At 55.1% G+C, this 26,343-nt stretch carries 18 protein-coding genes and 1 pseudogene; 12 read left to right on the top strand and 7 right to left on the bottom strand.

All coding sequences use genetic code 11. The features are described from left to right. Positions 1 to 30 precede the first annotated feature (30 nt). A complete protein-coding gene (locus ACFOFO_RS19230; protein ID WP_390332447.1) occupies positions 31 to 984 on the bottom strand; it encodes a LysR family transcriptional regulator in 954 nt (317 codons plus the stop codon). Between the two features lie 101 nt (positions 985 to 1,085). On the opposite strand from ACFOFO_RS19230, the gene ACFOFO_RS19225 reads away from it, so the two are divergent. From ACFOFO_RS19225 to ACFOFO_RS19185, 9 genes are all read left to right on the top strand, one after another. Next, the gene (locus ACFOFO_RS19225; protein WP_390322517.1) at positions 1,086 to 1,244 is read left to right on the top strand and encodes a hypothetical protein; all 159 of its coding nucleotides are present in this window, start codon (positions 1,086 to 1,088) and stop codon (positions 1,242 to 1,244) included. Positions 1,245 to 1,524: 280 nt separating this feature from the next. Next, complete coding sequence (locus ACFOFO_RS19220; RefSeq protein ID WP_390322516.1) at positions 1,525 to 2,718, top strand: M20 aminoacylase family protein; 1,194 nt, start codon at positions 1,525 to 1,527, stop codon at positions 2,716 to 2,718. 656 nt (positions 2,719 to 3,374) lie between these two features. Then, the gene (locus tag ACFOFO_RS19215) at positions 3,375 to 4,445 is read left to right on the top strand and encodes a porin (RefSeq protein WP_390322515.1); all 1,071 of its coding nucleotides are present in this window, start codon (positions 3,375 to 3,377) and stop codon (positions 4,443 to 4,445) included. 89 nt (positions 4,446 to 4,534) lie between these two features. Continuing rightward, the gene (locus ACFOFO_RS19210) at positions 4,535 to 5,731 is read left to right on the top strand and encodes an ABC transporter substrate-binding protein (protein WP_390322513.1); all 1,197 of its coding nucleotides are present in this window, start codon (positions 4,535 to 4,537) and stop codon (positions 5,729 to 5,731) included. A 64-nt stretch (positions 5,732 to 5,795) separates the two neighbouring features. Further along, complete coding sequence (locus ACFOFO_RS19205) at positions 5,796 to 6,656, top strand: branched-chain amino acid ABC transporter permease (RefSeq protein ID WP_390332445.1); 861 nt, start codon at positions 5,796 to 5,798, stop codon at positions 6,654 to 6,656. An 11-nt stretch (positions 6,657 to 6,667) separates the two neighbouring features. Beyond that, positions 6,668 to 7,687: a branched-chain amino acid ABC transporter permease gene (locus tag ACFOFO_RS19200; protein ID WP_390322512.1), complete on the top strand. Its 1,020-nt coding sequence runs from the start codon at positions 6,668 to 6,670 to the stop codon at positions 7,685 to 7,687. Further along, positions 7,684 to 8,451, top strand: a complete 768-nt coding sequence (locus ACFOFO_RS19195; protein WP_390322511.1) for an ABC transporter ATP-binding protein — start codon at positions 7,684 to 7,686, stop codon at positions 8,449 to 8,451. Before ACFOFO_RS19200 ends, ACFOFO_RS19195 begins: the two co-directional genes overlap by 4 nt. Then, on the top strand, positions 8,448 to 9,152 hold the full coding sequence (locus tag ACFOFO_RS19190; protein ID WP_390322510.1) for an ABC transporter ATP-binding protein: 705 nt from the start codon (positions 8,448 to 8,450) through the stop codon (positions 9,150 to 9,152). Before ACFOFO_RS19195 ends, ACFOFO_RS19190 begins: the two co-directional genes overlap by 4 nt. A 64-nt stretch (positions 9,153 to 9,216) precedes the next feature. After that, positions 9,217 to 9,534 (top strand): hypothetical protein, encoded by a 318-nt coding sequence (locus ACFOFO_RS19185; RefSeq protein WP_390322508.1) that lies wholly within the window; start codon positions 9,217 to 9,219, stop codon positions 9,532 to 9,534. A 2-nt stretch (positions 9,535 to 9,536) separates the two neighbouring features. Here ACFOFO_RS19185 and ACFOFO_RS19180 read toward each other — a convergent pair whose 3' ends face one another. The 6 genes from ACFOFO_RS19180 to ACFOFO_RS19155 all read right to left on the bottom strand — a co-directional run bounded on the left by ACFOFO_RS19180 (position 9,537) and on the right by ACFOFO_RS19155 (position 23,247). Continuing rightward, positions 9,537 to 10,130 (bottom strand): DUF5710 domain-containing protein, encoded by a 594-nt coding sequence (locus ACFOFO_RS19180; protein WP_390332443.1) that lies wholly within the window; start codon positions 10,128 to 10,130, stop codon positions 9,537 to 9,539. A gap of 160 nt (positions 10,131 to 10,290) precedes the next feature. Then, on the bottom strand, positions 10,291 to 14,310 hold the full coding sequence (locus ACFOFO_RS19175; protein WP_390332442.1) for an NACHT domain-containing protein: 4,020 nt from the start codon (positions 14,308 to 14,310) through the stop codon (positions 10,291 to 10,293). A gap of 478 nt (positions 14,311 to 14,788) precedes the next feature. Continuing rightward, positions 14,789 to 17,869: a type I restriction endonuclease subunit R gene (locus ACFOFO_RS19170; protein ID WP_390322504.1), complete on the bottom strand. Its 3,081-nt coding sequence runs from the start codon at positions 17,867 to 17,869 to the stop codon at positions 14,789 to 14,791. A gap of 152 nt (positions 17,870 to 18,021) precedes the next feature. Continuing rightward, positions 18,022 to 20,370: an AAA family ATPase gene (locus ACFOFO_RS19165; protein ID WP_390332440.1), complete on the bottom strand. Its 2,349-nt coding sequence runs from the start codon at positions 20,368 to 20,370 to the stop codon at positions 18,022 to 18,024. Next, entirely contained in the window at positions 20,367 to 21,689 is a 1,323-nt protein-coding gene (locus ACFOFO_RS19160) for a restriction endonuclease subunit S (protein ID WP_390332437.1), read from the bottom strand. Before ACFOFO_RS19160 ends, ACFOFO_RS19165 begins: the two co-directional genes overlap by 4 nt. After that, positions 21,679 to 23,247 carry a class I SAM-dependent DNA methyltransferase gene (locus ACFOFO_RS19155; protein WP_390332435.1) on the bottom strand — a complete coding sequence of 523 codons (1,569 nt, stop codon included), beginning with the start codon at positions 23,245 to 23,247 and terminating at the stop codon, positions 21,679 to 21,681. Before ACFOFO_RS19155 ends, ACFOFO_RS19160 begins: the two co-directional genes overlap by 11 nt. A gap of 296 nt (positions 23,248 to 23,543) precedes the next feature. On the opposite strand from ACFOFO_RS19155, the gene ACFOFO_RS19150 reads away from it, so the two are divergent. The 3 genes and pseudogenes from ACFOFO_RS19150 (at position 23,544) to ACFOFO_RS19140 (ending at position 26,307) form a co-directional block, all read left to right on the top strand. Next, on the top strand, positions 23,544 to 24,239 hold the full coding sequence (locus ACFOFO_RS19150) for a DUF6946 family protein (RefSeq protein ID WP_390322502.1): 696 nt from the start codon (positions 23,544 to 23,546) through the stop codon (positions 24,237 to 24,239). Positions 24,240 to 24,748: 509 nt separating this feature from the next. Continuing rightward, positions 24,749 to 25,079 (top strand): annotated as a pseudogene (locus ACFOFO_RS19145) (HsdM family class I SAM-dependent methyltransferase); the annotation flags it as partial. Between the two features lie 130 nt (positions 25,080 to 25,209). Further along, positions 25,210 to 26,307, top strand: coding sequence for a PLP-dependent cysteine synthase family protein (locus tag ACFOFO_RS19140; RefSeq protein ID WP_390332434.1), 1,098 nt, complete (start codon positions 25,210 to 25,212; stop codon positions 26,305 to 26,307). Positions 26,308 to 26,343: the final 36 nt, after the last annotated feature.

The following is a 26,343-nucleotide window of genomic DNA, read 5'->3' as shown; positions in this document are numbered from 1 at the left end:
ACAATACCCTCACACGTGCTGGCATTAAGTTCAGATCAGTAACTCCAGCGAGTCGAAGAGTAAGCGATCGTCGCTACTTGCAGACCGAAAATGACGACGGATTACATATATTAGGCAATCAATAAAGCACTGTGCAGCACTACTGAGTGTGTTATCGCGACGGGTGATAATACCAAGCCTTGCCAGTTGAAATTGCTCTTTTAGCGGTAGCACGACCATGCGTTCGCGGAGCGGCAAAGTGACAAGCAGTGGACCGGGATAAAAACCGATCATCCCAGCTTGTTCTACCAAAGTTTGCAAAAGTCCGAGAGAGTGCGCACGTATGATCCGGTTCTCGTCGATGTATGCGCCATGTTGCCAGAACAGGTTATCCATGAAGGCTTCACGACCATCTGTCGCATAATTTACTACCCAGTCATGCTCAAGCAGACCATGAATTGAGCTACAGCTCTGAAGCGGGTGACCGCTCCGGACTGCTACCCACGACCGATAGCTGAGTAGCACTTGACTAGAAAATTCTTGTGCCATCACGTCATTCAAATGTTGGCTGATCGCGAAGTCCATGTCGCCGTGACGCAAACGCGATTGTGAGACGCCCATCAGACCCTCGAAGATTTCTAATTGGACGTCTGGCATCTGTTGGCGAAAGCGCGTCACGACTTCTGGTAAAAAAGCCAGTATGACCCATGGTGTAATGCCAATGCTTAACTGGACTTTCCCTTGTCCGCGAAATTGCGCCAGCTCCGTTTGTGCACGGTTTAACTGACCGACGATGAGCCGGGCGTGGGTCAGGAGTGCCTTGCCGTATTCGGTAAAGCTAATACCACTGGCATTGCGCAATGCCAGCGGTAGCTGTTGTTCGGTTTCCAGTTCACGCAAGGCTTTAGTAACAGCGGCCTGCGATATTCCAAGAATGCGTGCTGCAGCTCGGATGCTGCCGGTCTCTGCGATCACGACTAATGCTTGTAGCTGATGTAATTTCATGAATATCCTAGGAGACAACTGCCAGTTGTCAGCATAACAAAATGGTGTCTACCTACTTATAGGCAGGCAAGTTACGATCATCAAAAGACGGATTGTACCGTTTGAATACAGTCAAGCTGATGGTCCAGGGACCGACAGCAAACTGGATTCGTGGCTTGCTATTGGAGTTCGGTTTGATCATCTGCTATCCATCTCATCTATCTGGCAGCCAGCAGCAGCGTGTCGCCGTTGCAAGTGCGCTGGCGATGGACCCGAACTGATGCAGCTTGACGAGCCGATCTCGGCTCTCAATCCGGAATTGCTAACAGATATATGCGCGCCATGTAAGCGCTGGAAAAGTGGGATGCACGACAATCGTCATGACCAATGAGATGGGGTTTGCGTGCGGAGTCTCAAATAACGCTATTTCTTGCACCAAGCAAAAATTGAAGAACATCGTGATCCGAATATGGTGGCTAAAAATAAAAAACAGTACCCGTTTCTAGCAATTCCTTTCTGGTTCATTAGAGTAAATTCAACGACAACAAACGAGAGCTTATCTTGAAACTGATCGATTCCATTCTCCAGTTCCACACCGAGTTACAGCAAATCCGGCGCGATATTCATGCGCATCCAGAACTCTGCTACGAAGAAAACCGCACCTCCGATATCATTGCGCAAAAGTTGTCTGATTGGGGTATCCCAGTGTTACGCGGTTTGGGCGTGACTGGCGTAGTCGGTATCGTCAAGAATGGTTGTAGCGATCGCGCGATCGGCTTGCGCGCCGACATGGATGCATTGCCGATGCAGGAGCTGAACAACTTCCATTACACGTCCAAGCATGAAGGCAAGATGCACGCTTGCGGCCATGACGGTCATACTGCGATGCTATTGGGCGCTGCCTGTTATTTGGCTAAACACCGTAATTTTGATGGCACTGTGTACCTGATTTTCCAGCCGGCGGAAGAGGGTGGCGCTGGCGCGAAACGGATGATTGATGATGCCTTGTTTGAGCAATGTCCGATGGAGGCTGTATTCGGCATGCACAACTTTCCAGGGATGGCAGTTGGCGCCTTTGGCGTGACACCAGGACCAATGCTGGCGTCTCTCAACGAATTTAAAGTGACAATCAAAGGCAAAGGTGGTCATGCTGCACAGCCCCATAAAGCGATCGATCCCATCATGATCGCTGTGCAGATTGCACAAAGCTGGCAAACCATCATCACGCTTAACAAAAGCCCGCTCGACCTGGGCGTGCTTTCGATCTCGCAAATTCATGCCGGTAGCGCGGTCAATGTGATTCCGGATGAGGCGACACTGATTGGTACAGTACGCACCTTCAGCATCGACGTACTGAACTTGATCGAACAACGCATGCGCGACATCGCACAGCACACAGCTTCCGCGTTTGATGCGCAGTTGGAATTCCAGTTCCGCCGGAATTACCCAGTGCTCGTGAACCATGCGAAAGAAACCGCGTTTGCGATCGACGTGATGCGCGCGATTGTTGGTACAGATCAGGTCGATATACAAATGGAGCCTTGCCTAGCTTCCGAGGATTTCGCTTTCATGCTACTCGAAAAGCCAGGCTGCTATGTTCACATCGGCAATGGAGGCGGTGAACACCGCGACTCAGGACATCATTTAGGGCCATGCAATCTGCACAATCCAAGCTATGACTTCAATGATGACTTGTTGCCGATCGGTGCGACTTACTGGGTACGGTTGGCCGAGACTTACCTAAATAAGGCATAAACGCATCTGTGTTTTAGCTGTGTTGTAAAGAGTGCGTTGAATAAAGTTGACTTCTATTCAAGCCTTGATTGGAGGATTTTCAATCTCAATTTTTGTATTAAATAAAAAATAAATCATGAAAAAACAAGAAATAGTTTTCATGCACAAATCAAGTTTTTAGATTGTTATGAAGCATACCAAAGCGACGCTAAGTCAGGTGAATCGGCAATGATAGAAGGTCACTTTATTCCAATTGAAAAGCGAAGCGGAAAGCCGACGCACAAGAAAAAGCGATTGTTGATGGGGTCTTGTATCTGCTGAAAGTGGCTGCGGTTGGCGGATGTCACCGAAGAATTTTCCGCCATGGAAAGCCGAGCATGGCCACTTCTGTCCGCTGGAATAGGTAATTTTCGCCGGCTCGGAAAAGAAGTGGAAATCCTAAGTGTAATCGCCGAAAACATCATCAGCATCGCCATGCTTAGGTCGGTGCTTTACAAACTCAGGTGAATTGATTGCAAGACATCTTCTGTTTTTTACCCGCCGTGGCGGCTCCACGGATCATCGTTCTGCAATAGCCATAACTGCTGGTCGTAGTTAAAATATAAAACCAGAAATTCATATCGAACTTATAAAAATCAGGAGACAGGATGCACCCAACTCAATGCAGGTTCAAAAAAATGCAACTCGCTATCGCCCTTGGCGGAGCGATGGCTATTCCGGCAATGGCACAAACCTCAGTCTCGGTTGCCGGTGTGATCGACACTTATGTCGGTTCGTTGAAATACAGCGGCGATTCCGGACGTACCAGCGTCGTTAACAGCAGCGGAATGACAACCTCGTGGATCGGCTTCAAGGGTTCTGAAGATCTAGGAAATGGACTCAATGCCAACTTCAAGCTGACCTCGTTCTTCCGCTCCGACACTGGTGCTTCCGGTCGTTTCAATGAAGGCGAAACGCTGTTCTCGCGCGATGCTAACGTCGGCCTGTCCGGCAGCTTTGGTGCCGTATCACTAGGGCGCGATCTGGCACCGAACTTCCTGCCATCGACTCTGTTCAATCCGTTCGGTGGCTCATTCAAGCTATCGCCATTGATGTTGCACATGGATGTCCCTAGGTTCAATGCATCCGGCTGGACTAACTCGGTTGCGGGCGATACCGGTTGGAGCAATGAGATCATTTATACAACACCTAACTTTGCTGGTCTGAAGGCCAACCTGCATTACCAGTTTGGCGAGGTGGCCGGCAATACCGGAAAAAATAATGTCGGTGCTAACCTGTTGTACTTCCACGGCCCGCTGGGGTTGACCGCTTACTACCAACGGGTTCAAGTCAACAATCCTTTGGAAGTTTCACCGAACAACGTACAACCGACAACCAACATTCCACTACCAAGCGGCATGATGGCAGCGCGCCAGTCAGCATGGTTTGTCGGTGGCAGCTATGACCTGACAATCGCGAAGCTGTTTGCAACTTACGACCAGACGTCGCACGACATTGACCTGAAGGACCAGACAGTCCAGCTAGGAGCCAGCATCCCGGTCGGCGCTGGCGCGATTCTGGCGTCGTGGGCCAATACCAAGCGTGAAGGTGCTGCCATCGGTGCTTCACTCAAGCGCAATACGGCGTCGCTGGGTTATGACTACAATGTGTCGAAGCGCACCGACCTGTATGCGGTCTATATGTACGACAAGATCACAGATCAAACCGTCGGCAACAGTATGGCACTTGGTATCCGTCATCGCTTCTGATCGAAATTTTCTCAGTAGTTGGTGCAGAACTTGCGTTAAAAATTGTAGATGCAAGCTGTTAATGAACCGTCATTTTTGGAGATGGAATTATGATCAATCGTCGCGGTTTTCTTAAGCTTTCCGCACTTGCAGCACCTGGCGCACTGTCATTCGGTGATGTGTTTGCGCAATCGGATGTCATTCAATTTGGCTGCCCGGTGCCGATGTCCGGCCCGTTTGCTGCCAACGGAAAATTTGCAGACATGGGCATGAAGCTGATGCTGCAGAAATACGGAAAAGTGCTAGGTAGAAATCTCAGCTACACCGCGATCGATACCGAAGGGAAACCGGCAACCGCGGTACGAAAAATGCAAGAGGCTATAGAAAAGGGAACGCACTTTTTTGCTGGCGGTAGCCTGTCGTCGGAAGCGCTGGCCATGGGCAAGGAAGCGGAAAAGGCCAACAGCATTTTCATCACTTATGCAGGCGCGGACGAGATCACGGGCACCGAATGCAATCGCGCCACTTTCCGCTGGTCGGCCCCCACTTTCGGCGCGATCGGACAAACCGTGCGTCCTTTGCTCGATAAACTGCCGAATGCGAAACGCTGGTACACGATCACACCGCAATATGTGTTCGGCGACGGCTTGCTCAGCGCCGCCAAGGCGGTCTTCAAGGAAAAGGGCATTGAGCACGTCGGCAACAGTTATCACTCGCTCGCCGAAAAGGAATTCAGCGGCTATCTGACCAATGCGATGGCAGCCAAACCCGATGTATTGCTGCTGTTGAATTTCGGTTCGCAGTCGTCCGACACCTTGCGCCAGGCGGTCAGCTTCGGCATGAAAAACCATATGACGATATTGATGGCCTGGGCCTCCGGCCTGGAACAGTTTGAAACGCTAGGCGCGGACATTTGCGACGGCGTGTATTTCGGCGCGCAATACTGGCATGCGATCGATTCGCCGTTCAACAAGGAATTCGTGAAGTTTGTCAATTCCAGCCTGACGATCGATCCCAATTACAGTCTTGCCAGTTCTTCCATCTGTACCAAGATCCTGCTGGACGCGATCATCAAGGCCAACAGCACTGACCCGAAAGCCGTGATCGCAGCGATGGAAGGAATGAAATACGAAGGTCTGACCGGCACCGAAGAAATCCGCAAGGGCGATCATCAAGTGCTCAAAAATTACTACCTGCTCAAAGGCAAGGCGAAATCGAAAATGCGCAGCAAGAACGATTACGCGGACATCGTTTCGTTCGGCAAGTCGTTCCTGCCGCTGGACAAAACCATGTGCAAGATCGCTTGAGCGAAGTATCGGCGATGATTTGGAGCATCGCCGCTGTCTGTCAAATCACGGGTACTGAGATGTCATGAATATATATCTGCTGCAAGTCGCAAACGGCGTAGGGATCGGCATGTTGTATTTCCTGCTTGCAGTAGGATTGAGCATCGTGTTCGGCTTGCTGCGCTTCGTCAATTTTTCGCATGGCGCATTTTTCCTGCTCGGCGCCTATTTCAGTTTTCAGCTTGGAGAGATGGGACTGAACTTCTGGTGGTCGCTGCTGGTCGCGCCGTTGGCGGTCGGGGCGTTTGCATGGCTGATAGAAAAATTCGTGCTGCGACATATCTATGCGTTGCCGCATCACTTTCATATTTTGTTTACGGTCGGGCTTGCGCTGGTATTGCAAGAAGCGGTGATCTCTTATTGGGGACCGTTGGGCAACAATATTTCACCACCCGATTCGTTGCAAGGTGTGGTGATGATGGGCAATTTCGTTTTTCCGAAATATCGTCTCTTCGTCATCGCGTTCACCGCCGTGATGGCCCTGCTGTTGTGGTGGGTGCTGGAAGGAACCCGGCTGGGCGCTATCGTGCGCGCCGGCAGCGAGTCGACGGAAATGGTGTCGCTGCTGGGCCTGAATATCAACCGTATATTTAGCCTGGTGTTTGCGCTCGGGGCGCTCACAGCTGGCCTGGCCGGCGCGCTGGCGGCGCCGATCCGCGGCGTCGAACCTTTCATGGGCATCGAAGCGCTTGGTATCGCTTTCGTCGTCGTGGTCATCGGCGGCCTCGGCAGTTTCTTCGGTGCGCTGGCGGGCGGCATACTGGTCGGCATCGTGCAAAGTCTGATGAGCACGATCTGGTCCGAGGGTGCTCATCTGATGATTTATATCGCGATGGCGGCAGTCATGCTGCTACGCCCTAACGGCCTGTTCGGCCGGGCCAGCTGAGGAGAATGGCAATGAACAACTTCATGCATTTTCGCTACACGCTGCTGGTCACCGCGACGGTACTGATCCTGCCGCTGACAGTCAGCTCGGGTACGCTGGCGACCGAAGTGCTGATCTTTGCGCTGGCGGCGCTGGGCTGCAATCTGCTGCTCGGCTACACCGGCCTGATGTCATTCGGGCAGGGTATCTTCCTGGGCGTCGGCAGTTATGCAACCGGCCTGTCGCTGCTGCATCTGCATGTGCCTTTGCTGCCGTCGCTGCTGATCGCGATGATTATCGGCGCACTGGCGGCATTGCTGGTCGGATGGTTTTCGATTCGCCAGCGCGGCACATACTTCGTCATGCTGACGCTGGCGTTCGCGCAAATGTTTTACTTCCTCGCGTACACGATGAAGGACATTACCGGCGGCGACAATGGCTTGCTCAATATCCCGCGCCCGAACCTGTCTCTGTTCGGCACAACCTTATTGGCGACTGCAACGCCGTGGCAGTACTACAGCTTTGTCGCGATCGTTTTTGTGCTGGTATTCTGGCTATTGCAGCGCATCGTCGATTCGGTGCTGGGCCGCACCTTGCTGGCGATACGCGACAATGAAACGCGGGCGGCGGCGGTCGGTTATGACATTTCGCTGTTCAAGCTGGCGGCCTTTGTTATCTCCGGCGCCGTCACCGGGCTGGCGGGTGGGCTGCATGCGATGATGACCGGCCTTGCGCCATTGTCCAATATCGAATACCACGCCAGCGAATCGATTCTGATCATGACCGTCGTCGGCGGCACCGGCAATCTGTTCGCGTCGGTGCTGGGCGCCGCATTCTATGTGCTGATCGGCAACTGGCTGTCGACCTTGTGGCCACGCTGGCTGATGTTGCTCGGATTGCTGTTGATAGCAGTAAGCCTGTACATGCACAAAGGTCTGTACGGTGTCGCGCAGTCGCTGTTGCAACGTCTGAAGGCGCCGTGCGGCGCTTACCCCGGTGCCGATGCCGCCGATAACGTGAACAGCCGCGCCACTAAGGAGAAACATTCATGACGACCCCGATCCTGAAAGCAGTGAACGTGACCAAACGCTATGGCAAGTTTACCGCGGTCAACAACATCACACTGGACATCATGCCTGGCATCGTGCATTCGGTGATCGGGCCTAACGGCGCCGGCAAGACCACGCTGTTTCACACACTGACCGGCACCACTCCGATCACCGCAGGTAGCATCCTGGTCGAAGGCGAAGAAGTCGCGCACTTGCCCGGCTACAAGCGCGTGCGCAAAGGCTTGGCGCGCTCGTTCCAGGTCACCAGCTTGTTCCCGAATCTGAGCGTACGGGAAAATCTGCGGCTAGCGGCACAAGGCCGAAGGCCGGCGCAAGCTCTCAATCCGTGGCGGCGCGCAGAGTCGCTAACGGCGGCTTGCGAGATTGCCGACGACTTGCTTGGGCAACTGAATTTGCATGGTGTCGCGCAGCGCGCGTCGGCCGAACTATCGCACGGTCAGCAACGCCGCCTGGAAGTCGGTATGGCGATGGCGGGCCAGCCGAAAGTCATTTTCCTCGATGAGCCGACCTCCGGCATGGGGATAGATGACATCGCTGAAATGAAGCTTCTAATCCACGGCCTGCGCGACAACTGTACGGTGCTGCTGATCGAGCACAACATGGATATCGTGATGGATATTTCCGACCAGATCACCGTGATGCAGCAGGGGCAGATACTGGCTCAGGGCAAGCCGGACGATATCCGTAACGATGAACGCGTGCGTCGCGCTTATCTGGGCAGCATGATCACCGGGGGGCGAGCATGATACTGAAAGTCGATGAAATCCACAGCTATTACGGCAAGAGCCATATCCTGCAAGGCGTGTCGGTCAGTGTTTCAGAGGGCGAAGTGGTGACGCTGCTTGGTCGCAATGGCGCCGGCAAAACCACCACGCTCAAAAGCATCGTCGGCGTCGTGCGGCCGCATCAAGGCAAGGTTGTTTTTCAGGGCGACAATGTGGTCGGCCTGCCGGCTTACCAAATCGCGTCGCGCGGCGTTTGTCTGGTGCCGGAACATCGCGGCATTTTCAAGTTGCTGACCGTCGAAGAAAATCTGACGATGGCGGCGCGGCGCGATTCCGCGTGGGGACTGAAAGATGTGTACAAAATCTTCCCGCGCCTGCAGGAAAGGCGCAAGAATGGCGGCGGCCAGTTGTCCGGCGGCGAACAGCAAATGTTGGCGATAGGACGCGCATTGATGACGCATCCGAAAGTGATGATGCTCGATGAACCGGTCGAAGGTCTGGCACCGGTGATTGTCGATGAAATCGTCGCGCAATTGAAACTGATCAAGGCGACCGGCATGTCCATCATCCTGGTGGAACAAAATCTGGAGGTTTGTACGCAACTTGCAGACCGTCATTACATCATTGAACAGGGCCGCGTCGTGTATGCCGCAAGTAATGCCGAATTTCTGGCTGACGATGGTGCGAAAGATCGTTATCTTGGCGTGAATATTGTTGCATGAATGCAGCACTAGGGCCCCTCAGGTGTTGCCAGCGTCCGCAATACGGTATTAAGCAGACGGTCGTTTGAAATTCCTGAATGCCTATTGTTGGCCGATTCCGGTCCTTCATGTATGTTCAGATTCCGGCCGCATCCGACACCGCATCTGCCAGCAAGCCGTTGGTCGTCTTTTTACACTCAACATCCATGCTGCTTGCGCCCATCCGCTAACAAAACATGAACGCCAGCATCGCCGCATCATCCTCAAGCATCACCAGCAATGTCACACTCCAGAAAAGCAGATGGGTTTGCAGGATGCCTGCAAGGCGCTTAACACCCATATCCATCCAAATATGAGTGCGACACAAGAAACGCCACTCACCCCGGAGCGGGGGCATCCGTAAGTTCAAAGCTGACCAAACGACTGCATCTGTAGTTGCAACGCCTCGGGCCACCAGCGGCTGAACAGGTGCACATCCACGCCGTGGGGGATGTACCACTTGCGCATGGCCCCGTCCCATCTTGCGCCTAGGCGCTTGACACTATCCTTCTCGGCAAACGGCACGTCCAGGAACAATATGGATTCCGCATTCCCGTGCACCACTGGATTAACGGCTTTACGTGCCGGCGTCGCGGGCCGGCTCGAAACGGCGCGTCCGTGGATGATGGCCTGTGCCGTAACGACCCGCTCCGTGCCATCAGCGAGCGTCTCCACCGCGCGCGCACCATCAATGGTGTCGGTAGTCGTTATATATGGCGGGTCAAATGGTGGTGCTTTATTCATCATCATATTCTTAAAAATCTCGGTCACGCGATCAGCATACCTCACTCGTCCCGGACGACCGATGGGAACGGCCGCATGATCAACTTGCACCAGCGAGAGCAGCAGTAACGGCATCCGCCAGGCCGGCACCTTCAAGACCAGGGTCGCACGATATTCGGCGCACATAGGCCGGCTAAAACGAGCTAGGCGCAGCGCTCGGCGATGGTTGAAGGACATGGCCGCCGTCTGCAGTAGCGCCTTGGCACGGCGCTACCGCATATCCCGCGCCTCCATTCTGACCACGGTTAAGCCTAGGGCAACCGATGTTTCGCGAGGTAAAACCTGATGGGGAACCATCTTTGCAGCATCGTCCGCGTCGCGGCGGCTAAGCAGTCCGTTACTCAGGCCAGCTTACATCCAGCACGCGAACGAAGATGCGCCGCCGCTCGGTCGGATCGAGTTGCGCTTCGAGACGTGTTCGGAGTTCTTCGGCTGAACGCGGCTGTTTTCCGCCGTCAGGAGGGCGCGGCATACCCATGCCGCCAAACCAAAGTACAAGATAAATGCCGAACCCGTGGGCACCCGGCGCGATGGCGTACTGATTAATAAGTTGCTTGCTCGGCGCGGTCCATAAGGATGAATTGCTATCGCGTTTGATTTCGATAGGTAGCTCGAATTCGGTGTGGTATGACAAGCGTAGGTCGGCGCGCTTGTCGTTGGAGTAATCACCTTCAGGCTGGCAATCAACATCAAGCTGGTTGAGACGTGTTCGCAGACGGAGGAGCAGCGCATCGCGACAAACATTTTCTTCGCGCTGGGTGGTCGGCTTCTTGTTCTCGATGTTCCAGAAGGCGCGGAAGCCGTCGTCATTATCTTGTCGGATTTCTCGGCCAATGTCGTCCAGATGAATCAGAGTAAGGGCTGCAAGGTCGGCGACGTCGGCAGGTGCTTTGCCGGCGAGTACCTGTGCAACCTGACGCGGCGTCAAAAATCGGAATTCATTCTCGCGTTGACGAAGTATCTGCTGATGTCGTGCGTTTTCGAGTGCGAATTTTAGCTTGGTCAGTGAGTGAAGGCCGAGTAAGCGGCTGATTTCCAACGCCGCATCCGTCGTCGCCATCGCGCCGAGGCGGACAATCAGGGCGCGGACGTGATCACCGCGTTGCATAGTATCTGTGACCCATCCGGCACCATGAGTCCACCCGGTTTCCGCATGCGGCGCAAGCAACTCGATCAGCTTGCCAAGTGTGTGGGCCGAAAGCGCATAGTCATTATTGCTATCGGTAAAACGTCCACCAAGGAAAACAGAAAGGTGATTGATGCGACTCGGCGATTTTCCCACATAACGCCAGAGCGCGGCCTCGTTGTTCGCAGGGTCTAACAAGGTGGCGGCCGCATGCCAGTAGACCTTTTGGGCCTCATCCATGCCCTTTGTTGCAATTTTCTTCTTGGCGAGGATACGGGGGTTTTCTGGCGTATAGCTTAAGGCTGCCTTGAGCAGACATTCCAAATGATTCAATTGCCCAGCTCGCGCACTTTTCGGAAAACTCTCCAGCAGGCGTGGCGCAACAATAGTGGCAACGGCACGGTATTCAGGGTCGCGACTAAGCGGATAGATGCTGTCGACAAAATCCTGACCGGCGTTTAGGGATGCGCTTGCATAGGCGGATAGCACATCGGCAACCAGCGCAGGGCGTTGTTGTACCAGATACATGAACCACGCTGGCGTTTTATCCACACCATAGGTTAGACGGAAGGCGACCAGGCGACGCAGATTTTCTTCGGGAAGGTGGTCGACGTTTATACCACCGTCCTGCCATCGCAAGTCCATACCGAGAAGACAGGGCAAGCGAAATCGGTGCTGCATTTGTTTAACACTCAGGTCAACGATCTCGTCGACAGTCGGCAAGTCAGCACGTTCGGGGCAGAGCCGTAGTCCCGCGTCTGCTGCGGCATGCACTTCATTACCGTTTTCACAGAAATTGTCGAAGCGCTCGGCAATTGTTTCGCCGGGAGAATCGATGAAGTGGTTCATCCATACGTTTGCGAGTTGTTCCATGAGACCGACGGATGCATTACCAACGCGAACTGCGGGAAGGTACGGTCTTATCCCGGTGGTGCGCTGTCGTCTGGTCTCGTCGTACTGCTGTTTACGCGCCGTCGCCCTTGAGGCCTGTTTGGAACGCCAGTCGGGAATTTCGCAAACCAACAAGTCCGCCAGCCATTGTTGCCGTCCAGGGTTGGCGACGCCCCAAGCATCGATGATGTCGAGCGATAGGCCGGTAGCGCCCTGCTGATACATGAGAGTATTGACCGCTTTGGACAGGTGTATCTGGGCGAGCGCCTCATTGACCGTGAGCGACACTTGCCAAAGGTGCCAGAGGCCGATGTCATCGGGGACAGCCGCATGGTGCAGCCGTGCTTCCGCAACGTAAAGGTAAACTGCTGGATTTTCATGGCGTTCGCACTGTGCGAAGCAGAGTTTTAATATCGCCTTATACCGAGCTGGTCGCACTTCCAGCCATCCTGCAATCGTCTGCTGCTGGGTCTTTTCCCTTATCATGTGACCATGCTGGTCGATGCCGATACCCAGCCAGGCAAACAGTCGGTCGTCAGTGATCTGGTCGCCGTGAATAGTGACGCCGCGTGCCAATAATGTGTCGGCCATCGTATTGAGACGGCGTTCATAATGATCGTCGAAACAGAATTCGGGACGGTCGACGAGTCCGTCCAATAGCAACGGCAGGTGTTCGGGAGCGCACTGCAGTATTTCATGCGTCCAGAACCAGACGTAACTGCCCAGCAGATTGGGGGCCTTGGGCGTGTGCAGGTGACGCAGCAGCGTCTTCGCGTCAATATGGGCCGGGAACAGGTGACGAAGTAGGAGGCCAGCAAGTTCGTCGTCGTCATCGGACACGCGGCCATCGGTGATATCGCCAAGCAGCGCAAGTGCAGTCTGCGAGTTGGACCCCACTTTGAGCCAGACGTGAAGTGCATTTTTCCTGACAGACGTCCATCGAGTTTCGTCGCGGATGACAGCAAGCATGACCGGAACTAGTTCGGGCTGGACATCGCCTTGTTCGACGATGTCGAGAACACAGTCAACTAGTGCCTGATCGGCATCGCCGCGCACCGGTGAGTTCAGGATTGTCAGGAAGTCCTTGCAAAGTTCGGCATCGGCCAGTGCACCGAAGCGATGCTTTGTCGGCGCGTCCCAGCGAAACTCGGTGAAGCGTTCTGCCTCGCGGCGTAGTCCTGCAAGAATGTGTCGCTTGTCGGGCACCGGCATAGGTTTGACGTCACCATAGACGATCACCGTTAGCGGATCAGCCTCAATTAAGCGCGGGCGGGCGGCATGACAGCGCAGCGCAAGCCAGCCGTAAAGACCACGCAAACCGGCGACAGCGCGGCCATCCCGGCCAAGCAATAGGTTCAGCACACGTCCTAGAAGTAGACCTTCATCGATGCGCTGTGCCAGCCAGCGCGCAGCGAGGTATTCGGCTACGCTGCGATGACTTGGCGACACGCGCTCTTCACCTTCGGGGCGGAATAATTTGCTGCCGATGGCTTGCCATGCATCATCCAGGTCGGACAACGCGAGACTGTCGAGGGGCATGAGGCGCTTGCTCGCACTGGCCGAATCAAGCGCGATGCCAGTTTGGTCGGATAGAAGCAAGATTGCACAGAGCTGGCCGGCTGCATCCAACACTTTTGGGACAGAGCGAGATTTGGTGCGTGCAATGTCACGATGCCTTTTGTTGTGTTCCTCTGCGAGTTTTTCGCACGCCAGTTCGTAGGTGTCGTCTCGCGTGGTCGGCCACTGATCGTCACGGATTGCGCGGGCGAGCATTTCCAATGTCTGCGGATTGTCGAGCAAATCGGCGACGCCGTGCTGTTCAGCAGCCTCGACAAATGCGTGTGGATCGTCGATTTCAAGATTTTCACGCAAGATGACCAGAATGTCCTGGGAACTCAGTGCTTCGAGAATCAGCACCGCAATCTGCTTATCGGGCGACGCCACATCGAGTTCGCCGCGATCGGTTGATCCGTACCAGTCAGCGGATCGGCAGGAAATGCGAAATGGCGGGTATCCAACACGCCTTAACTGTTTGCGAATTTGATGGAGCGTGTTGTTAGCGCCGCCGCTCGCGCGGGTTTCGTCTAGGCCATCAAGAAATATTGTCTTTCCCGCCCAGTCAGGTTCTGGGTCATCTCCGATGAAGTCGTCAATGCGTAGAAACAGCCCGCCCGTCGCCGTTGCTTCCATTTCAAGCGCACTGGACTTCCCCGCACCGGGTTCGCCGAGTAGTACCCAGGCGGCATGCGTGCGAAAACTTTCCAAGTATTCGGGCTGGTTCTCGACCACAGCGCTGAGGGGATCGGGTGCCTTTCGGGCACGACGAGGGACGAGCGTCATTGTTTCACTTCAGCCGGTCTTCCGCCGGGCGCGATAGGAGTGCGGCAAGTGGAATGGCCCCTTTCGCGGATGACGACTTGACTCGTATCCTTGAATTTTTCAGAAAACACGTTTAACCCTTTTGGCGATCCATAGTTTGCGCCGCTTATTGCGTTGGTAGCTTAAATCCACTTTATCTGGGCTTTCACGAAAGCATTTTGCGTGGCATGCGTCGACTGCGATGTTGAAGAGGTGGGCGCCGAAAGCGCTTTTCCATCAAATTTTCGTATGACTGATCGTTGCAAGCGTCAACAAGTGCTAAAGCCGCACGGTCAGATTGCATCGCGGTAGGCCATCCGGCAATAAATAATCGATTCTTATCAACATGACGTCAAAATAAGCTGCGGTCATTACTCACATTGAAAAATGTCTTGCAACGCTACCAGTTGCGCTGGACATCGCTGGTTCACGAATGCGGGCCGACGCCACAATTTATAGATCACGCCCACTCTGCACACAATGATTCCGCTTGCCGCAACACCATCTGCACCGCCTCGTCCTGCTTTACTGGTGGGTACTTGTACTTTCGCAAGATGCGCTTGACCAGCAGCCGCAGCTTGGCCCGCACATTGTCCCGCACCGCCCAATCCACGCTGACATTGCGCCGCAAACTCTCGGCGAGTTCATGCGCGATTTTCTTCAGCGTCTCGTCGCCCAGTTCGCGCACCGAATCTTCATTGGTCGCAAGCGCGTCGTAGAAGGCCACCTCGTCTGCGTTTAAGCCAAGTTCGGCGCCCCAGTCGGCCGCCTCCTTGAATTTCTTTGCCATCGCGATCAGTTCTTCCATCACCTGCGCGGTTTCAATCGAGCGGTTCTGATAACGCGTGATGACGTTGGCGAGCAGTTCAGAAAATTTATTATTCTGCACCACGTTGGTCGCGAAGCGCGTTTTGATTTCGCCCTCCAGCAGCCGTTCCAGTAATTCGACTGCCAGATTGCGCTCGGGCAGGTTGCGCACTTCATTGAGGAAGTCGTCATCGAGAATGCCGATGTTCGGTTTATCCAGGCCCGCCGCATCGAAAATATCGACGACTTGGTCCGACACCAGCGCCGAGCCGATGATTTGCCGGATTGCCACCTCGCGCTCTTCATCGATCTTCTTCTTGCTGGTGATGTCTCGCTTGGTCAGCAGTACCTTCACCGCTTGCAAGAATGCCACTTCTTCGCGCACGGCCTTCGCTTCGTCGAGCGTACAGCAGAGCGTAAATGCTTTCGACATTGCCAACGCGATGTCGCCAAACCGCTTCTTGCCGTCTTTCAGCCCCAGCACATGGTTCGCGGTTTTCGCCAAGACGCCATGTCCGCCGGTGAGAAAGCCGCTGTAGTCATACCCGTGTAGCATGGCGCGCAGCACATCCAGCTTTTCTTCCAGCACTGCGTACGCCTCATTCGCGTCGACAGTCGGTCGGCCCCGTCCCTTGCTGGCCGTGTACTCCTTCAGCGCCTGTTTCAGCTCGCCGGCGATGCCAATGTAATCGACGACCAGACCGCCCTGCTTGTCGCGGAATACGCGGTTGACCCGCGCAATCGCCTGCATCAGGTTGTGGCCCTTCATCGGCTTGTCCACGTACAGCGTATGCACGCAGGGCGCGTCGAAACCGGTCAGCCACATGTCGCGCACGATGACCAGCCGTAGTGGATCGTCCGGGTCCTTGAAGCGCTTTTCCAGGCGTTTCTTGACCTGCTTCGAGTAGATATGGGGCCGCAACAGCGGCTTATCGCTTGCGGAACCCGTCATCACGATCTTGATTGCGCCTCTTTCTGGGTCGGCGTCGTGCCAGTCCGGTCGCAGCGCGATGATCGCGTTGTACAGGTGCGCGCAAATTTCGCGGCTCATTGCGACAATCATCGCCTTGCCAGTTTGCGCCTTGCTGCGCTCCTCAAAGTGCGCGACCAGGTCTGCCGCCACCTGTTTGATGCGCGGCTCCGCGCCGACCACCTTTTCCAGCGCTGCCCATCTGCTTTTAAGCAGCGCTTGCTGGTCGTCTTCCTCGTCTTCGGCCAGTTCGTCCACTTCGGCATCGATATCTGGCAACGACTCTTCTTTCAGGCCCAGCTTGGCTAGGCGTGACTCAAAATAAATCGCCACTGTCGCGCCATCGTCGCGCGCCTGCTGCATGTCGTAGATGTGGAGGTAGTCACCGAACACCGCGCGCGTATCGCGGTCTTCACTCGACACCGGCGTGCCGGTAAAGGCGACAAATGTGGCATTCGGCAGTGCATCGCGTAGATTCTGCGCGTAGCCGACCTGATAGCCCTTGGCGTCGCCCTTGAACTTCGCCTCGAAGCCGTACTGGGTGCGGTGCGCCTCATCGGCGATCACCACAATGTTGTGCCGGTCGGACAGCAGCGGAAAACTGTCTTCATCCTCGCCCGGCATGAATTTCTGGATCGTGGCGAACACGATGCCGCCCGATGGCCGGTTCGCCAGCTTCGCGCGCAAATCCTGCCGCGTTTCGGCTTGCACCGGCTGCTCGCGCAACAAGTCCTGCGATAGCGAGAACACACCGAACAACTGGCCGTCCAGATCGTTACGGTCGGTAATCACGACGATGGTCGGGTTCTCCATCGCCGCCTCACGCATCACGCGGGCGGCAAAACAGGTCATCGTGATGCTCTTGCCGGAGCCTTGCGCGTGCCACACCACGCCACCCTTCTGGCTGCCGCCTGGCCGCGATGCGGCAACCACCTGATTGGTCGCAGCACGCACCGCGTGGAACTGGTGATAGCCGGCGATCTTCTTGACCAGCGTGCCGTCGTCCTCGAACAGAACAAAGAAGCGCAGGAAGTCGAGCAGGTATGCCGGTGCCAGTACACCGCGCACCAGCGTTTCGAGTTCGTTGAACTGCCCCAGCGGGTCCAGCGTGACCCCGTCAATCGTGCGCCAGGCCATGTAACGCTCGGCATTGCTGGAGAGCGAACCCATCATCGCCTCAGTCCCATCCGAGATCACCAGCACTTCGTTGTACTGAAACACATCGGGGATTTGTTCCTTGTACGTCTCGATCTGGTCAAACGCTTTCCAGATATCGGCGTTCTGGTCGGCGGGGTTCTTCAGCTCCAACAGCACCAGCGGCAGACCGTTGATGAACAGGATGATGTCGGGGCGGCGGGTATATTTGGCACCCTTGATCGAGAACTGATTGATCGCCAGCCATTCGTTGGCAACGATATCGGCAAAGTCGATCAAGCGTACAAAATCACCTCGGGTCTCGCCATCTTTCTGATATTGGACCGGCACACCGTTGATCAGCAGGCGGTGGAACTGGCGATTGGCCGCCAGCAGCACTGGCGTATCCAGATTCAAGACCTGCTGCAACGCATCTTCACGGGCGACCGACGGCACCAGAGGATTGAGCCGATTGATCGCGTTGTGCAGTCGGTCGACTAAAACGACCTGGGTATAGTTGCTGCGCTCGGGGGAATTGCCATCAATGGCAATCTCGGGGCCATAGACGGAGGTGTAGCCGACATCGGCCAGCCAGGCGAGGGTTTCTTGTTCGAGTTGGTCTTCAGTCATGTTGTGGATTCAGCTTTTCTCAAGTTCCAACTCTATGCCAGTGGTGGCACCCAGATCAGTAATGTTTTTATCTTGTACGAACCGGGGCGATAATTTCCGCCCTGTTTGGTCACAGATGGTTCGCAGCACAACGCGTTCGAGCTGTCCGAAAGTCATTCAGTGGCCTCATCCATGCTGCGTCCGCAAATACCTGCCATTCGGTCGAAGTGACCGGCATCTACGTGTTTTATCAACCTCAATACATCCTCAAGGATTTCCGGCCCCTCGGCGAGTATGGAATGGTCATGCTCAGGTTCTGCCACCATGCTGTGATGTGAATAGCTGTGCGTGAACCTGATAATTCTTGCTTTCTTGGCATCATCAAATCCCTCGATGTCATCAATCTGCTGCTGGAGCCTGCCAGCCTTGTCGGGGCGTTTGAAGGACATAACGGCTTCAAGCAGCCGCCTCGCCACATTCGACATTCCATAAAAATCAGCCATGGTCTGTCCTTCCGCAGGGCGCGAAGCGTCCATTACGGTCTGGAATAGGTAGTGGTATTCCGACTCATGGTTTTGTAGGAGCGGGTCGAGTGCCGCTAGGTACGCGGTTCGATGTCCATCCGTGCTACGCGACTTAAGCATATAGAGCTGTGCATCGCGATCCTTCTTCTTCCGGTGTGTAAGCCAATTGCTCACCTGCCGGAAGAAGGTAAAATTGTGCGTAAGGACAAAGAGCTGACCGACATTTTTGAGTCGAGCCTTCATAAAACCAAACGCGCAATACAACGAGTTCGCATCCAGGCTTGAAACAGGGTCGTCGACAACCACGATACTAGCCTTGAGGTCAAAGCCTGTATCTTCGAGCGATTTCAAAAAGTAAATGAAGGAGACTGCTGTCCGTTCCCCCTCACTGAGATTCAAGGCCGGCACGCCATTCCTTGTGATGGTGTACCCCGTATCGTGCGCGATGAAACGCAGCTCGTCTCTGCCGAGATACGACGCCATGTCCCGGTTCAGGTCTTCTGCTGCCTTCAAATGATGGCGGATCGCAGCTTCTAGGGTTGCGATATTGGCCCGCATTGCGCGTGCAGTCGCTGTAACTTGGTCTATTTCCTTTTGCAGATGGGCGATTGCGCTCAGTTGGGCCTGATATTCGCCAAGAACCTTGTTAACTTCATCTATCTCCAGCGCGCCGCGAGCAGCCGCCTGCTCTTTCTCAAAATTGGCAGATAACTGATTGTGCTTATCAATCGTTCCGCACAAGCGCTCGAACGCATTCCGGCCTGCCAGCGCGCCGATTCCTGAGCCGACAGCCATCAGCACTTGGAAGAAAGTCTCCAACTTCCCCTGTGGGGTGCCATCATCGCTACCACCAATTAGGAAACGACGGAATTCAACGCGCCGAAAGGGCTGTTCTTTTTTCGCCTCCAATGCTGCACGTAGCGCATCCAGATAAGCGCCGACGACAAATGACTGGCTGCGTAGCGCCGTCTCTGCCTCTTCGTAATCGCTGATTAGGTGCGAATAGAGCAATCCCTTGTTGGGTACATTGATATTGCGCACGAAGTTTTGGGTGGCCGTCACGTCGGCGATCAGTGTCGCGACCTCGCTTTGGAATCGATTGAATTCGTCATTGAAGTGCGCCTCAAGTCGTTGTAGCCGTTCAGGCGGTAGTGGCTGCGTACAGAACTGGCAGTGGCTGTTTGAATGCTCTCCGCGATGCAGGAGTAGGCCTTGTCCCACCCAGTTTGCGATTGCTGGACTGCTTATCAAGTCGTCAATCGTGCTGGCAACGACCGAACGGTCGAGAACCTCTTGGACCCTGCTGGTCAGCGCGACAAAGTCAGGATAGTCAGCGATAGGTCGATTGACGGTGTCTTTTGCAATTCCTTCCTTGGTCACTAGATGCCGCTGCCGTTCCTCGGCGGTGAGCAGTGCAACGGGCGTACCAGAACATAAGTGGTCCGTAGTTTGCTTGAACCTTGCTGAGTTGTAGCTGTTGTATGGGCCGCCGCCGGTGGCAGTCAGCAGGTTTTTGATGGCCTTGGCTTGTACAGAACAAAATTCTTCGTGATCGCGCTCGCCGGCGCGCAGGCTCTCGTTCAACCGTGCCTTTTCTGTTTCGGCGTCAGCACACTGAACCTTCAGGCGTTCGATCTGCGATTGTTTCTCGGCGCTGTCTTCTCCCAGGAAATACACTGGGGGAAGGCTGCCGTTGGCCACCTCGAAAATCGAGCGGTTTAGGGTGTCACGATTGAATACCCGTACTTGCGGAAGTACTGCCGTGGGGATGTCGTTCTGCCCCACGGTTCGATCGCCGATGCGAAACTGCACCTCACCTTCGTCAACCGCCCGCTTCTCTTGCAGATGGCGGAACAGGTTCGAGAGCGTAGTTTTCCCCGCTCCGTTCCAGCCATAGATGAGGTTGAACCGGGCAAAGTCTGGCAAGGCTGCTTGCCACGCGAATTCTCTAAATATCCGGTGGCCCTTGATCTTTGACAGGCGAGTGACCAGCATCATGCTGCCTCTAGTGCAGTCTCGGCCTCGGGCATACGTAGCTGGCCGGAGATCAGTCGGGGGAGCATGGTGTCGCGGAGGGTGGCGAGAGTTTGAGTTTGTTCCAAGTTTGTTTTGATGCGATTCATCACAGGGCTTAAAACAGTTTCAAATGCTTGAATTACATTTTTGTCTGGGTAAATTACGAATACACCCCTCATCGTGTCCGTCGTGATGGTGTCGAATACTGAGCCGTGGCTCCGTTGCTTCAGTGATTCAACCAGGCGATAGGTACTGAAGTAAGTAAAGTAGGCATCATCCGCTTTACCTCGCAGACCGTAACAGGATTGATTCATAGCCATTTCTCGTCCGACCAATGCCAAGCGACCGACAGTGCCACGTGCGGAAATAATTGTGGTGCCTTCTGCCAGCAATTTGGTAGATGAATTATTGAGACCTTGTACAGAAATGTGCTTGGCTGTGTCGATAACAAATACATCAGTAGTGGCTGGAGCATCAACAACTGAGAACCACGGAATATCACCACCCCAGTATTCTGGTATTGATGTTTTCGGCGTGCCTCCACCTATTACTTTTACCGTATCAGTAAACGCGAGACGACTCCACCCCTTCGGCACCAAGCCCAATTCCGATTCCTCGAAGCTATCGGGGAAGAGCGCTGCGGCGGTGGGGTCCATGCCTTCCGGCTCGCGGCCTTGCTGTTTGGCCCGCACGGGGTCGAAGTCCACGAACCAGGATTTGAACAGGGCCTGGGCGATGGCTTCGAGGGTGGTGTTGGTTTCGCGTAGTAGTGCGATGCGGTCATCAAGGGCCGTTAAAACAGATGCCACCTGTTTTTGAATTGCCAGCGGCGGCATCTTAACTGGAGTTTTTTTAAGGATGCCAAGATTCGTATGCGGTACACCTGTTTGAATTGCAGAATTTCGTATGTACCGCAACTGATCCGGCGAGTTAAATAGGTAATAAAGAAAGTTAACGTCAGCCTTGCTAGGATCAACGGTGATCTTCATCTGGCTTTGCGATACTACGTAACGATCATGTCCATGATTAGGAACAATCGAGACCTGCCCAAGTGTTCCGCGCTGCGTAAACACCAGATCGTTTGGCCTTGCGATGTTTTGGCTTAGCTGTACAGTTTTTTCATTCGACACATAAACAAACGCGCCTCCAACCCACTTCTCGCCCATGTTTGCGCCACGGATAACCGGTACGCCTGTCTCCACATAATCCTTGGAAACAAGGTTCGATCCGAACGGTCCTCCAACAATCGCGTTCTTTTGTGGTGCGGCCAAATCAGCCAGTGTCAAGTCGTCAAAACTCATACCCCAGGCCTCCCAACTTCTGGCGTATCAGTTGATCCAGTTCCGCGCCTTTCGCCATTTGTTCACCCAGCATCTCGGTCAGCTTTTGCATCTTGTCGGCAAAGCCCTCGTCATCGTCTTCAACCGCTTCTGCGCCGACATAGCGGCCGGGGGTGAGGACGTGACCGTGTTCGGCGATTTCTGCCAGGGTGACGCTGCGGCAATAGCCTGCGACGTCGGCATATTCTTCGCCTGATGCATCCTCGCCGCGCCAAGCGGCAACGGTGTTGGCAATCTTCTCTATGACTTCATCGGTGAATTCGCATTGCACGCGGCTGATCATGCTGCCCAGCTTGCGAGCGTCGATGAACAGCACTTCGCCTTGTCGAGCGCGCTTTTCCTTGACCAGGAACCACAGGCAGGCAGGAATCTGGGTGTTGAAGAACAGTTGGCCGGGCAGCGCGATCATGACTTCGACCTTGTCGGCCTCGACCATCGCGCGGCGGATATCGCCCTCGCTGTTTTGGCTGGACGACATCGAGCCGTTGGCCAGCACGATACCGGCACGGCCTGCAGGCTTGAGGTGGTGCAGCATGTGTTGCAGCCAGGCATAGTTGGCGTTGCCTTGCGGCGGGGTGCCATAGACCCAGCGTGGGTCGCCTTCCAGGCTGCCATGCCACCAGTCGGAGATGTTGAACGGCGGATTGGCCAGCACAAAGTCGGCGCGCAGGTCGGGGTGCTGGTCGCGCACGAAAGTGTCGGCGGGTTCTTTGCCCAGATTGAAGTCGATGCCGCGAATGGCGAGGTTCATCGCCGCCAGCCGCCAAGTGGTGGGGTTGGCTTCCTGGCCGTAGATGGAGACGTCGCCCAACTTGCCGCCGTGGGCTTCGATGAATTTTTCGGATTGGACAAACATGCCGCCCGAGCCGCAGCAGGGGTCATACACCTGTCCATGATGCGGAGCGAGTACCGCGACCAGTGTCTTGACTATGCTGGCGGGCGTGTAGAACTGCCCGCCGCGCTTGCCTTCGGCACTTGCGAACTGGCCGAGGAAGTATTCATACACCTGGCCGAGCAGATCGCGGGCATGGTTTTTGGCCGTATCGCCCGATTCACCAAAGCCGATTTTGGAGACCAGGTCGACCAGTTCACCCAGTTTGCCGTCGGGCAATTGGACACGGGCGTAGCGTTTGTCGAGGATGCCTTTGAGCTTGGGGTTTTCAGTTTCAATCAGCGATAGCGCATCGTCGATGCGTTTGCCGATGTCGGCTTGTTTGGCTTGGGCGCGCAGGCTTTCCCAGCGGGCGGCTTCGGGCACCCAGAATACGTTGACTTCCTTATAGTAGTCGCGGTCTTCCAGTTCTTCGGCGAGCAGCGCGGCGTCGGCGTCATGCAGGAAGTAGTCGTCAGCAGCATCGGCAAAACGGCGCGTCAGCTCATCACGGCGGGTCTGGAAGGTGTCGGAAATGTACTTGACGAAGATGAGGCCGAGGACGATGTGCTTGTATTCGGCGGCGTCCATGTTGGCGCGCAGCTTGTCGGCAGTGGCCCAGAGTGTTTTCTTGATGTCTTCGATCATGCAGGGCAGGCAAATAGGATGGAGGAAATGAAGCCCCTATCTTATCCGATCCGATTGCCTTGCTGATAAGAAACGTCAGGAAGATTTGCCTGCCAATTCCAGCTTTTCCTTGATGGAATTGGACTAAGTTGTAATCCGGCAATAAAAATCAAAAGCGCCTGAAATTTAATAATATAAATGCAACTATTGGTCTATAGTCACTTGGCGGGAAGCTGCACGGAAAACCTGCCGAGCCGGTTTCGTTAACGTTGCTGCCAGCTCAAATTACTTGCTGATTGCTTTCATGGGGAGAATTTATGAAGCGTATATTTGTGCCGACTGCAGGCGCGCGGGATTGGCAGCGGCTGCTCGCAAAGCCAATGTTGCACTGGAAGAAGGGACGCTCAGCAATGACGACCGCAGCCTGCTGGGAAGCTATGCCCGGCCAGCTTCCCGTGGAAGTCAAAGCGATTCTGGACTCCTCGAACGAGGCCGAACTGACAGGCTTGCAGCTTCTTGCTGCCCTTCCTGAATGGGAAGTGCCATTACCGGGTGGCGCACGGTCGTCATTTACAGACGTCCTTGCCCTAGCCTCGAATAACGCAGGTTTGGTCGCTGTAGCGGTTGAGGCGAAAGTCGACGAAGCGTTTGGCCCGACCTTGCGCGAGAAACGTGCTGATCCTAGCGACGGTGTGCTGGGGCGGATTAGCTATCTGCATGAAGTACTGAGACGGGAATCGCCGCTCGATGACCAAATTCGCTACCAGTTACTGCACCGTACGGCGTCGGCACTGCTGACCGCAACCGACTTCCATGCGTCGGCGGCGGTCATGTTGGTCCACTCTTTTAGCCCGACTGCACGCTGGCGAGAAGACTTCGATGCTTTTTCTTCCGCTATGGGCGCGACACCATTATCGGATAACCTATCGGTTGTTCCGGGATTTGCGGGTCCAAAACTGTATCTGGCATGGTGCGCCGGCAACCAAGCATTTCTTGATGATGACCTTGGGTAGCGACGGATAGTCAATCAGCGGCGACGTAGCGACGGATAGTCAATCAGCGGCGACGTAGCGACGATCACCAACCGCGACAATAGTCGCTCGGCGGGCGTAGGCCGGACACGGCACTGATCACGGCTAAAGCATCGTTGGCTCGAATACGATAAAAAGACTAAGAAATATTTTTGCGGGTATCAGTGCGGGTATATGCGATTCGTAAAATTTGCAAACCAATTATCCATGCCTGTTTTGATGCCCTATTCAAGTCCACCTATCGCTCAGTGCCGGTGATGCACTCGGTGTCGTCGTCGTGGCCGTGGTCAGCAGCATGGCCTTTCGTCATCTTCTTGAACCGCCAGTCGCTCGTTGGCTGCCGTCCCGAAGCGTAGCTGTGGTCGCAGCCAAAGTCGCCTGCACGGTCTGCGTCGCGGATGGTGTAGCTGTAGGCTTGTCTTCTCCGATGGTCGTCTGGGTCGTGGCCGTGGTCTGAAAGGATGGCAGAACTGGATCACTCGGTTGCAGCCACCTTCGTGCGCAACCAGCCCCGACCTACGCTCCGATCTTGCACTCGCCAATCCTGCCTTCAATCTCTCCGACTGGTGGCACGGCAGCCTGGATCGCGACCCGCGCTGGGGGTAAGGCACACCGCTGCAAGGCAATGCCAATTACGCCTGGCTGCAACACATGCTGCACCACCTCAAACCGACAGGCCGCGCCGGGATCGTGCTGGCCAACGGCTCCGTTTCCTCCAGCCAGAACAGCGAAGGCGACATCCGCCGCGCGATGGGCGATGCCGCCCAGGTCAATGTCAAACCTACACAAAGCGGCGACAATTTGTGCAATTCGCCGAGCTGCCCGTAGTCGGCGCAAGATGGCCGCCGCGCTATTGGCAATTACTCAAGTTCATGCCAAATCATGTGTCCGTGCAGGACTGGAATCGCTAAATGCGCGAAAATAAGGTTTCTTTTTTCCGGGCAGAAATCTGATGAATTCTCGCACTTGGGTCAAACAGGCCGTTCGCATTATCGAAGCCGATTTCAACCGCTCGGCAGATACGCATTTATTTCCATTGCAACTGCCAGCATTTCCGGACATCCAGCTATATATCAAGGATGAATCCAGCCATCCGACCGGCAGCCTCAAGCACCGGCTCGCACGTTCGCTGTTTTTGTATGCGCTGTGCAATGGTTGGATTCAGCGTGGCAGCACGATTATCGAGGCCTCCAGCGGCTCGACTGCGGTGTCCGAGGCCTATTTCGCGCGCTTGCTGAATTTGCCATTCATTGCGGTCATGCCGCGTTCGACCTCGCCGGAAAAAATCGCCTGCATCGAATTTTACGGCGGGCGCTGCCATTTGATCGACGAAGCCAGCCAGGTCGCAGATGAATCGCACCGGCTGGCGCGCGAGACCGGTGGCCATTTCATGGATCAGTTCACTTACGCCGAGCGCGCGACCGACTGGCGCGGCAACAACAACATCGCCGAATCGATGTTTATGCAAATGCGCGACGAGCCGCACCCGATCCCGAGCTGGATCGTTTGCGGCGCCGGCACCGGCGGCACCTCGGCGACCCTGGGTCGCTACGTGCGCTACCAGCGCTATGACACGCAAATCTGCGTAGCCGACCCGGATTACTCGGTATTTTTCGATTACTACCTGAACGGTGACAGTACATTGACCGCCAGCCAAGGATCACGCATCGAAGGCATCGGCCGGCCGCGGGTAGAATCTTCGTTCGTGCGCGATGTGGTCGATGCGATGGTCAAAGTGCCGGACGGCTATTCGCTGGCCGCGCTGCAGTACCTGGAACAGGCGCTAGGGCGCAAATGCGGCGGCTCCACCGGCACGATTTTCTGCGCGGTATTGAGCCTCGCAGCGGAGATGCGCACGCGCGACGAGGCCGGCTCCATCGTCGCCATCCTGTGCGACGGGGGCGATCGCTATCTGCACAGCTATTACAACCGAGACTGGTTGAGCGCCAACGGATTCGAGATCGATGCACAGGCGGCGGAAATCGGCGCTATTGCATCGGACCCGTCCGCCCGCCAATGGCCGCTAACCATTAGTAGAAGACCTGCGTAATTGCGCATTTCAGAATGTGCCAGGTCCGATTGAGTG

The organism is Pseudundibacterium arcticum (assembly GCF_042646465.1).
In the GTDB taxonomy this organism is placed as follows: Bacteria; Pseudomonadota; Gammaproteobacteria; order Burkholderiales; family Burkholderiaceae_D; genus Undibacterium_A; species Undibacterium_A arcticum.
Note: the sequence above shows the minus strand (reverse complement) of the source record. Positions and strands in the feature narration are given on the sequence as shown.

Coding starts and splice junctions, on each gene's coding strand:
- ACFOFO_RS19230 (WP_390332447.1), bottom strand. CDS start 984: ATGAAATTACATCAGCTACAAGCATTAGTCGTGATCGCAGAGACCGGC.
- ACFOFO_RS19215 (WP_390322515.1), top strand. CDS start 3,375: ATGCAACTCGCTATCGCCCTTGGCGGAGCGATGGCTATTCCGGCAATG.
- ACFOFO_RS19210 (WP_390322513.1), top strand. CDS start 4,535: ATGATCAATCGTCGCGGTTTTCTTAAGCTTTCCGCACTTGCAGCACCT.
- ACFOFO_RS19205 (WP_390332445.1), top strand. CDS start 5,796: ATGAATATATATCTGCTGCAAGTCGCAAACGGCGTAGGGATCGGCATG.
- ACFOFO_RS19200 (WP_390322512.1), top strand. CDS start 6,668: ATGAACAACTTCATGCATTTTCGCTACACGCTGCTGGTCACCGCGACG.
- ACFOFO_RS19195 (WP_390322511.1), top strand. CDS start 7,684: ATGACGACCCCGATCCTGAAAGCAGTGAACGTGACCAAACGCTATGGC.
- ACFOFO_RS19190 (WP_390322510.1), top strand. CDS start 8,448: ATGATACTGAAAGTCGATGAAATCCACAGCTATTACGGCAAGAGCCAT.
- ACFOFO_RS19180 (WP_390332443.1), bottom strand. CDS start 10,130: ATGTCCTTCAACCATCGCCGAGCGCTGCGCCTAGCTCGTTTTAGCCGG.
- ACFOFO_RS19175 (WP_390332442.1), bottom strand. CDS start 14,310: ATGACGCTCGTCCCTCGTCGTGCCCGAAAGGCACCCGATCCCCTCAGC.
- ACFOFO_RS19170 (WP_390322504.1), bottom strand. CDS start 17,869: ATGACTGAAGACCAACTCGAACAAGAAACCCTCGCCTGGCTGGCCGAT.
- ACFOFO_RS19165 (WP_390332440.1), bottom strand. CDS start 20,370: ATGATGCTGGTCACTCGCCTGTCAAAGATCAAGGGCCACCGGATATTT.
- ACFOFO_RS19160 (WP_390332437.1), bottom strand. CDS start 21,689: ATGAGTTTTGACGACTTGACACTGGCTGATTTGGCCGCACCACAAAAG.
- ACFOFO_RS19155 (WP_390332435.1), bottom strand. CDS start 23,247: ATGATCGAAGACATCAAGAAAACACTCTGGGCCACTGCCGACAAGCTG.
- ACFOFO_RS19150 (WP_390322502.1), top strand. CDS start 23,544: ATGAAGCGTATATTTGTGCCGACTGCAGGCGCGCGGGATTGGCAGCGG.
- ACFOFO_RS19140 (WP_390332434.1), top strand. CDS start 25,210: ATGAATTCTCGCACTTGGGTCAAACAGGCCGTTCGCATTATCGAAGCC.